The sequence below is a fragment of the Stenotrophomonas sepilia genome (genome assembly GCF_003244875.1).
Classification (GTDB): Bacteria; Pseudomonadota; Gammaproteobacteria; order Xanthomonadales; family Xanthomonadaceae; genus Stenotrophomonas; species Stenotrophomonas sepilia.
Genome location: NZ_LXXZ01000073.1, coordinates 64,290 through 73,455, shown reverse-complemented (window position 1 = coordinate 73,455; position 9,166 = coordinate 64,290). Strand labels below are relative to the sequence as shown.

Annotated in this window: 7 protein-coding genes and 1 pseudogene; 5 read left to right on the top strand and 3 right to left on the bottom strand. The window is 67.7% G+C overall.

Annotation, left to right across the window (positions count from 1 at the left end; translation table 11 throughout):
* Positions 1–75: pseudogene (locus tag A7X97_RS22165) on the top strand (tRNA (uridine(34)/cytosine(34)/5-carboxymethylaminomethyluridine(34)-2'-O)-methyltransferase TrmL); the annotation flags it as partial.
* Positions 76–378: 303 nt separating this feature from the next.
* Here A7X97_RS22165 and A7X97_RS21745 read toward each other — a convergent pair.
* The gene (locus tag A7X97_RS21745) at positions 379–864 is read right to left on the bottom strand and encodes a hypothetical protein (protein WP_143592516.1); all 486 of its coding nucleotides are present in this window, start codon (positions 862–864) and stop codon (positions 379–381) included.
* Between the two features lie 81 nt (positions 865–945).
* Positions 946–2,109, bottom strand: coding sequence for an acyl-CoA dehydrogenase family protein (locus tag A7X97_RS15550; protein WP_024956299.1), 1,164 nt, complete (start codon positions 2,107–2,109; stop codon positions 946–948).
* 257 nt (positions 2,110–2,366) lie between these two features.
* Between A7X97_RS15550 and A7X97_RS15545 the strand changes: the two genes are divergently transcribed.
* On the top strand, positions 2,367–4,043 hold the full coding sequence (locus tag A7X97_RS15545; protein WP_069138112.1) for an electron transfer flavoprotein-ubiquinone oxidoreductase: 1,677 nt from the start codon (positions 2,367–2,369) through the stop codon (positions 4,041–4,043).
* A gap of 65 nt (positions 4,044–4,108) precedes the next feature.
* On the top strand, positions 4,109–4,510 hold the full coding sequence (locus A7X97_RS15540) for a c-type cytochrome (RefSeq protein WP_053497753.1): 402 nt from the start codon (positions 4,109–4,111) through the stop codon (positions 4,508–4,510).
* Here A7X97_RS15540 and A7X97_RS15535 read toward each other — a convergent pair.
* Complete coding sequence (locus A7X97_RS15535) at positions 4,504–8,103, bottom strand: ATP-binding protein (protein ID WP_111008158.1); 3,600 nt, start codon at positions 8,101–8,103, stop codon at positions 4,504–4,506. The genes A7X97_RS15540 and A7X97_RS15535 overlap by 7 nt on opposite strands.
* A 75-nt stretch (positions 8,104–8,178) precedes the next feature.
* Between A7X97_RS15535 and A7X97_RS15530 the strand changes: the two genes are divergently transcribed.
* On the top strand, positions 8,179–8,817 hold the full coding sequence (locus A7X97_RS15530) for a response regulator (protein ID WP_005420808.1): 639 nt from the start codon (positions 8,179–8,181) through the stop codon (positions 8,815–8,817).
* A complete protein-coding gene (locus A7X97_RS15525; RefSeq protein WP_088496699.1) occupies positions 8,814–9,104 on the top strand; it encodes a hypothetical protein in 291 nt (96 codons plus the stop codon). The genes A7X97_RS15530 and A7X97_RS15525 overlap by 4 nt, the downstream gene beginning before the upstream one ends.
* Positions 9,105–9,166: the final 62 nt, after the last annotated feature.

Genomic DNA, 9,166 nt, shown 5'->3' with positions numbered 1-9,166 from the left:
CTCAATCTTTCCAACACCGTTGCGGTGGTGATGTACGAGGCGTGGCGGCAGCATGGGTTTGCCGGTGGCGCGTAGCGCCACGCGTCTCTCTTCTGCCTGATTGTTGCTGTGGCGGGCGCATGCGTTCATGGGCGTTACTTTTCTTTCCGCGCGGAAAGAAAAGTAACCAAAAGAAACGCGCCGCCGTCTGCGAGCTGGTGCTGCGCACCGGTACCCTGCGCTCCTCGGCCCGCCGGGGGACGGCGCGGAACTCGCTGCGCTCAGACACCCGCGCCTTTTCGCCCCCGCCGGACCTGCGGTGCTCGGCTCGCTTCAAGGCGGACCCAACAGCCGCGCAGTAGATCCATGCCATGCGTGGATGCGTTCCGCCTGGATCAATCAGGGGCGCGCGCCATCGCGTTGTCCGGAACGCGTGCGATTGCCCACAGAAGAAAACTCCAGGCCATCAATATCGGCATGCGCACCGCACATGCCCAAGCCCGTTGCCGTCGGGTCGATCCCGCCGGATGAGACTCTCAGTACACCTGCATGTTTCTCGATAGCCACTGTGCCTGGTTCGGACTGATGAATCAGTTTTCCGCCTTCTGGCTTCATATGCAGCACGAAGGAGCAGACGTGCTGCATCGCCTGGGTACTGTGCAGCTCAACCGTATAGCCCAGTGATTCTTCGACAATCGACAGGCTGTCCCTGAACCCATCGCGGCAACTACGTCCGCTGCCCGGTTCGGTACACAGATCGCTCGCCTGCGAATAACTGCCTGCCCATGCCCCATCCCTGTTGCCTGCCCATGCCATCTGCAGCACGGAGGCTTGGAAGAGCAGCGGGAGGCACAACAGCTGCCTCACAGCGGAATTGTTCTTCATTCAGCTTGCATCTCCGGATAGGCGTCCCTTGCCGCCCACCCTACCCGCAATGCCGGCCAGCGGCCGGCACTACCGGTGCACTCAGAACGCGTTGATGCCGGTCAGTTCGCGGCCGATCACCAGCTGGTGCACGGTCTCGGTGCCCTCGTAGGTGATCACCGATTCCAGGTTCAGCGCGTGTCGGATCGCCACGTGCTCGGTGGTGATCCCAGCCCCACCCAGCAGATCGCGACACTCGCGGGCGATGTCGATCGCCATGCGGCAGTTGTTCCATTTGGCCAGGCTGACCTGCTGCGGTTGCAGCTGGCCGGCTTCCTTCAGCCGGCCCAGCTGCAGCGCCAGCAACTGCGCGGTGGTGATCCGGCGGGCCATCTCGGCCAGCTTGATCTGCGCGCTCTGCGTGGCGGCCAGCGGGCGACCGAACAGCACGCGCTCCTTGGCATAGCCCAGCGCTTCATCCAGGCAGGCAATCGCCGCACCGATCGGCCCCCAGCTGATGCCGTAACGGGCCTGGGTCAGGCAGCCCAGCGGCCCCTTCAGGCCCTTCACGTTCGGCAGGCGATGGCTGTCGGGCACGCGCACGTCATCGAAGAACAGCGCGCCGGTCAGCGACGCGCGCAGGCTCATCTTGTGCTTGATCTCCTGCGTCGTGAAGCCGGCCATGCCCTTTTCCAGCACGAAGCCCTGGATGCCGTCCTCGGTCTGTGCCCAGACGATGGCCAGGTCGGCCACCGGGCCGCTGGTGATCCACATCTTGCTGCCGCTGATGCGCCAGTCGCTGCCGTCGCGCACCGCGCGGGTCTTCATGCTGGCCGGGTCGGACCCACCGTGCGCCTCGGTCAGGCCGAAGCAGCCGATCAGTTCGCCGCGTGCCATCGCCGGCAGCCACTGCTGGCGCTGTTCCTCGCTGCCGTACGCGTAGATGGGATACATGCACAGCGAGCTCTGCACCGAAACGAAGCTGCGCAGGCCCGAATCGCCGCGCTCCAGCTCCTGGCAGATCAGGCCATAGCTGACCGCGCCGAGACCACCGCCGCCGTACTCGGTCGGCAGGGTCGCGCCCAGCAGGCCCAACGAGGCGATCTCCGGCACCAGTTCGTCGGGGAAGCGGGCCTGGTCGAAAGCATCGCCGATGATCGGCAGCACGCGCTCGTTGGTGAAGCGGGCGACGCTCTCCTGCACTGCGCGCTCTTCCTCGTTGAGCAGGGAACGGACATCGAACAGATCGTACGGATGCAAAGCCATGGCACTCACGCGCAGTCAGGACCCGGCCATTGTCGGTCATCCGGGCAGAGCGTGCCGACCAAGGTCGGCACCCACCAGAGCTGCAGCACTACGCTGCAATGCAGCAATCGTGGTGTGAACATCGCTGATCTAGCTCGATCACGCGCGTACCGGTACCCTGACACATTCAAACAACCGTTTCGCCCGTGGCCGCACGCGCGATTCCCAGGCACCGCCGGTGGCCCCGATGCCGGCCCTACCCACGAGTCATGCAATCGATGAGCGCTGAAGCCAACGCCCTGCCCCCGCGTGAAGTAATGGAATTCGACGTGGTGATCGTCGGTGCCGGCCCCGCCGGCCTGGCCACCGCGATCCGGCTGCGCCAGCGCGCGATCGAAGCCGGCCGCGAGCTGTCGGTGTGCGTGCTGGAGAAGGGTTCCGAGCCGGGCGCGCACGTGCTGTCCGGCGCGGTGATGGATCCGCGCGCGCTGACCGAGCTGTTCCCGGACTGGGCCGAGCGCGGCGCTCCGCTGAAGCAGAAGGTCACCCGCGACGAATTCCTGTTCCTCAGCGAGACCGGCGCGCGCAGCACCCCCAACGCGCTGCTGCCGGAGTGCTTCCACAACGAAGGCAACTACATCATCAGCCTGGGCGAAGTGACCCGCTGGCTGGCGCAGCAGGCCGAGGCGCTGGAGGTTGCGATCTTCCCGGGCTTCGCCGCTGCAGAAGTGCTGTACGGCGACAACGGCGAGGTGATCGGCGTGGCCACCGGCGACATGGGCATCGAGAAGGACGGCAGCATCGGTCCGGCCTTCGAGCGTGGGATGGCGCTGCACGCCAAGTACACGATCTTCGCCGAAGGTGCGCGCGGCCACCTCGGCCGCCAGCTGATCGCCCGCTACAAACTGGACGAAGGCAAGGACCCGCAGGCCTACGGCATCGGCATCAAGGAGCTGTGGCAGATCGACCCGGCCAGGCATGAGCCGGGCCTGGTGGTGCATGCGGCTGGCTGGCCGCTGGACAGCGACACCTACGGCGGCGCGTTCCTGTACCACGCCGACGGCGGCAAGGTCGCCATTGGTTACGTGGTCGGCCTGGACTACAAGAACCCGTGGCTGAGCCCGTTCGAGGAGTTCCAGCGTTTCAAGACCCATCCCTCCATCCGCAAGCACCTGGAGGGCGGCACCCGCATCGGTTACGGCGCCCGTGCGATCACCGCCGGCGGCCTGCTGTCGCTGCCGAAGACGGTGTTCCCCGGGGGGGCGCTGGTCGGCTGCGAGGCCGGCTACCTCAACGCCAGCCGCATCAAGGGCAGCCATGCCGCGATCAAGACCGGCATGCTGTGCGCCGACGCCGCGTTCGACGCGCTGGCCGCCGATCGCCAGCACGATGAACTGAGCGCCTACCCGAAGGCGTTCGAAGCCAGCTGGCTGTTCACCGAACTGCAGCAGGCCAAGAACTTCAAGCAGTGGTTCAAGAAGGGCCAGACCGTTGCCACGCTGATGACCGGCGTGGAGCAGTGGCTGCTGCCGAAGCTGGGCGTGCGCAACCCGCCGTGGACCCTGCACCGCACCCAGCCGGACCACGCCTGCCTGGAGCCGGCGTCGCAGCACACCCGCATCGCCTACCCCAAGCCCGATGGCGTGCTGACCTTCGATCGTCTCAGCTCGGTGTTCCTGAGCAGCACCAACCACGACGAGAACCAGCCCAGCCACCTGACGCTGAAGGATCCGAGCATTCCGGTGAAGGTGAATCTGGCCGAGTACGCCGGTCCCGAAGCCCGTTACTGCCCGGCCGGCGTGTACGAGTTCGTCGGCGACGCCGACAACGCGCGCCTGCAGATCAACGCGCAGAACTGCGTGCACTGCAAGACCTGCGACATCAAGGACCCGACCCAGAACATCGTCTGGGTGACCCCGCAGGGCGGCGGCGGCCCGAACTACTCGGGCATGTGATCGCCCCGGGCTGCGACCACGTGTCGCAGCCCGGCCGCTCCACCGCACCGCTATCCTGCCCGCCCATGCGTGCCTCCCGCCTGCTCACCACCGTTGCCGTGGCCCTGCTTGCCACGGCCTGCCAGCGCCCGCCTGCGGCGCCGGCCACGCCTGAACAGGCCCGGCAGCAGGCCATGCAGCGCGCGTTCGAACTGTGCGCAGGCTGCCACACCGTGCAGCCTGGCGGCATCCACCGCTTCGGCCCCAACCTGCACGGCGTGATCGGCCGTCGCGCCGGCAGCCTGCCCGATTACGGCTATTCCGACGGCATGCGTCGCGCCGACATCACCTGGAGCGCGCAGACCCTGGACGCGTTCCTGCAGTCGCCCACCCACGTGGTGCCCGGCACGCGCATGTACAACGCCTTTCCCAGCGCCGAACGCCGCGCGCTGGTGATCGCCTACCTGCAACAGCAGTCGGCTCAGTGACCCAGTCGCTGCAGCTGGTGCTGCAGGCGCTCCACGAACGCCGTTACAGCGGCGAACACCGGTGCCGGATCGGCCTCGGTCGCATCCTGCAGGCGCTCGACCAGCGCGTTGGCCTGCCCGGCCAGTGCGCTTGCCCCGATCGCCCCCAGACCGCCCGCCTGGCGATGCAGGTGGAGCGCCGCAGTCTCGCGGTCACCGGCCCGCACGGCGCGCTGCACCGCCGCCAGATCACTTTCACTGGCCTGCAGCAGGCTGTCGCGCAGCTGCTCGGCCACGGCGCGCGAGCCATAGCGCTGCTGCAGGGTGGCCAGATCAGGCAGCACTTCAGCGTCGTCGGCGACAGTCTCCTGCACGGGCGCATCGAACGACTGACCCTGTGCCTGCGGCAGCCAGCGCAGCAGCGCGGTGCGCAGCGTGGCCAGCGACAGCGGCTTGGCCAGCACCTCGTCCATGCCGGCCTCGCGGCAGCGGCGCGCATCGTCGTCCAGCACGCTGGCGGTCAGCGCCAGCACCGTCAGCCGCGGCTGGCCGGTACGGCCCTCGCGCTCGCGCAGCAGGCGGGTGAAACCGAAGCCGTCGAGTACCGGCATGCGGCAGTCGGTAATGACCAGATCGAAGGCCTCCGATGACAAGCGGTCCAGTGCCTGCTGGCCATCGCCCAGCAGCACATGGGGTACGCCCAGCTGCTGCAGCCGCCACGCCATCATCGCCTGGTTGGTCGGGTGATCCTCGATCACCAGCACGCGTGCCTCGCGCAGCGCCGGCGGCAGCAGCGCCGCCTGCTCCTGCTCCGCAACCAGCGCTTCAACGTCACCCCTGCCTGCCTCCACCAGCGCCAGCCGCACCTCGGCGCGGGTGCCCTCGCCCAGCGTGCTGTGCAACTCCAGCTCGCCGCCCATCATCTGCACCAGGCGCTGGCAGATGCTCAGGCCGAGGCCGGTACCACCATGGTCGCGCTGGATGTAGGCACCGGCCTGGGTGAACGGCGCAAACAGGTGCCGCAGCTGTTCCGGTGCGATCCCGGTGCCGGTGTCGGTGACGCTCAGGCACAGCGGCTGGCTGCCGTCTTCGGCGGTCGGGCCCAGTACCTCCAGCTGCAGCCGCACTTCGCCGCGTGCAGTGAACTTGATGGCATTGCTGAGCAGGTTGAACACGATCTGGCGCAGGCGCACGCCATCCACTTCGTGCGCTGCCGCCAGCTGAGGGTCGATCTGCACGTGCAGCTCCAGCCCGCGTGCACTGGCCTGCGCCGACATCAACCGGCACACGCTTTCCAGCAGGGGCCGCAGCGGTTGCGGCACCGGCTCCAGGCGCAGTGCACCCGCTTCCAGCCGCGAGTAATCGAGGATGTCGTCGAGGATCTGCCGCAGCATCTGCGCCGAATCCTCGATCACGCCGAGGATGCGCTGCTGCTCGCTGTCCAGCGGTGAGTGCGCCAGCACCTCCAGCATGCCCAGCACGCCGCTCATCGGCGTACGGATCTCGTGGCTCATCGTGGCCAGGAAACGCGATTTGGCCTCAGCGGCCTGCTCGGCGTCCGCCTTCGCCGCCGCCAGTGCATCGGCCTGCATCCGGGCTTCGCTTACATCCACCCAGTACCCGCTCCAGATCACCGCGCCTTCTTCGGCGGCGTAGGGATGGGCCTGGCTGCGCACCCAGCGCACGCCTTCCCCGTCGCTGCGCAGGCGGAACTCCAGGATCAACGGCGCGAACTGGTGCGCGGCCTGCTCGATCGAATGCAGGATGCGCGCGCGGTCCTCCTGCTCGACGCGTTCCAGCAACACCCTCGCATCCTGTTCGGCCTGCTGCCGGGTGATGCCGAACAACGCAGGCAGGTCGCCGGCGATGAACGGGAAGCTCAGCGTGCCATCGGCATCGCGGCGGGCCTGGTAGACCACCGCCGGCAGGTTGTCGGTCACCTCGGCCAGGCGCTGCTCCAGCTGGCGGCGTCCTGCCACCTCACGGCGCAGCCGCCAATGGCCCACGCCATGCACCAGCAGTGCGGTCAGCAGCACCATCAGCACGGGCACGCCCCACCGCAGCAGATTGCTCCAGTCGACCCCATTGCGGTACTCCACCGCCAGCCAGGCGCTGCGCAGCGCCTCGCGCTTGCGTGGGGTCATCTGCAGCAGCAGGCGATCGAAGGTCGTGGCCAGGGCCGCGTGGCGTCGATCCACTGCCAGCGCCAGCTGGTCGTTGAAACCGGCCGGAGCCGCGACCTGCATCCGCCCCGGGAAACGACTGCGCAGCAGGTGATCGACCACGGCAAGGTTGCCGACATAGGCATCGGCTTCACCCTCAAGCAGGCGCTGCAGCGCCTGCTCGGCACTCCGCGCAGCAATGATCCGGGCCTGCGGCGCCTGTTGCTGCACATAGCCACGCACGCGCTCCGGGTCGGACAGCAGCACGCGCTTGCCCTGCAGGTCGGCCAGGCCCAGCAGCGACTCGCCATCGCTCCTGACCACAATCACGTTCGGCACGCTGATGAAGGGCTGGCTGAACACCCAGTCCGGGCCCAGGTAGCGCGAATCAACGGGTATGCCCATCACCGCCTGCAGTTCACCGCGGCGGGCCTTCTCACGCACCTCGTACCAGTCGTGGCTGTTCTCGACCTTCAGGTTGGCACCGGCCTGCATCAGGCGCTGCAGGTACTCGCTGGCCAGGCCACTGGGCCGGCCATCCTCGCCGGTGAACGACAGGGGCGCGGCATTCGGCGCGAAACCGATCATCAGCGGCTGCTCCAGCACACGCTTCTCGGCCTGGCTCAGCGCCAGCTGCGCCGATGCCGACCAGTGCGGCGGTGACAACCAGCGTTGTGCGAGGGCATCGCGCTGGGCCTGGCTGGTCGCGGCCAGCGCCAGGTCCAGGGCTTCGGCCAGGGGTTGCTTGCTGTTGGGAATGCCGAAGTGCAACCGTTCAGGGGGCAGGTCGCTTGGCCGCAACAGCGCCACGCCCTGCAGGCGCCGGCTGGCAATCAGCTCGGTGGCGACGAAGGCATTGCCGATGTAGACGTCCGCTTTGTCGTCTCTGACCATCTGCAATGCGCTCAACGTGTCGTTTGCGACAAGCTGGCGGGCACGCGGGAATCGGGCGCGCACCTGCGGACCGGTCAGGAAGTCCTGTTCGATCACCACCCTCAGCCCATCCAGGTCCGGCATGTCGGAGGCACGCAGGTCATCGGGCCGGCCCACCAGTGCGAGCGGCGCCTCACTGTAGACGGCGGTATAGACCATGCAGCGGGTGCGGTCGGCACTGAGGCCGACATTCATCACCACGTCGATCTCGCCACGACATGCCGCATCCAGCACGGATGTCCAGTCCGGATAGCGGCGCGCCTCGACCTTCACACCGAGCTGGCGAGCAAGATGCGACAGGTAGTCCGGTCCCAGCCCGACCTGCTCGCCATCACGGAGGGACTCGAAGGGCGGCCAGCCGCTGTCATACTGCCCGACAACGATGGTCGGATGCGCCACCAGGTATTCGCGCTGCAACGGGCTGAGCGGCAGCAGGCCAGGGGCCGGCTGTGCCTGGGCCACGGGCAGCGCCAGCACCGCCAGCAGCAGGAGCAGCCCGCGAACAGCCCACCTACGCATCTGCGTCGATCTCCTAGAATCCTGCCAGGGACCGCGATGGTCGCGGTCCGGCGTGCCCGATGGCCATACTAGAGCATGAGCTTGCGCATCATCATCGCAGACGATCACCCCGTGGTCCGTATCGGTACCCGCGCCGTCATCGAGTCGAGCGGCGTCGGCCGCGTGGTCGGCGAGGCCGACAGCGCGCAGGCGCTGATGACCCTGCTCGCCAGCCAGCCCTGTGACCTGCTGGTCACCGACTACTCCATGCCGGGCAGCCCGCAGGCCGACGGCTTCGCCATGATCGGCATGATCCGCCGCCGCCATCCCGACCTGCCCGTGCTGATGCTCAGCGTCTCCAGCAACCTGGCGATCCTGCGCATGGTGCTCGACAGCGGCGTGCTCGGCCTGGTCGACAAGAGTTCGTCGATGGACGAACTGCCACAGGCCATCCAGTCGGTCTACCGCGGCCAGCCCTACATCAGCCGCAGCCTGCGCGAACGGGTGGAGGCGGCCGGCAGCTGGCGCATGCGCGAGGGCGACGGCAAGCCGCTGTCCCCGCGCGAGGTGGAGGTGCTGCGCTTGCTCGGCACCGGCATGACGGTCAAGGAGATTTCGCTGCTGCTGCACAAGAGCGTCAGCACCATCAGCCGGCAGAAGGGCGATGCGATGCTCAAGCTGGGGCTGAAGGGCGATGCCGAATTGTTCGACTATCTGCGTGACGGGAAAATATGACACGCGATTCACATAATCGCACCGGCAACAATGCGAGGTCGAAGGAATCGACCGGCGCATGTCCGGCCGCCAGCCGCGTCACCGTGGAGGCGCGGGCCGCCAGCGGGCAGAGCCTGGCGCTTCGCAGCGGTGCGGTACAGAGCGCGCCTGACGTGCTGCAGCCGCAGCAGGAGACCCCGCAGGAGCAGGCGCGGCAGGCCCAGAAAGCGATGGGCGTCGGACATGCCAACGCCTTGGCAGAGAAGGGAGGGGCCACCTCCGCGGCCCTTTTCCTTTCCGCCAGCTGAGCGGCCGCAGCCGCTTTCAGCCTTGCTTCATGCCGCCTGCCGCTAGATGAATGCGCAAGCCG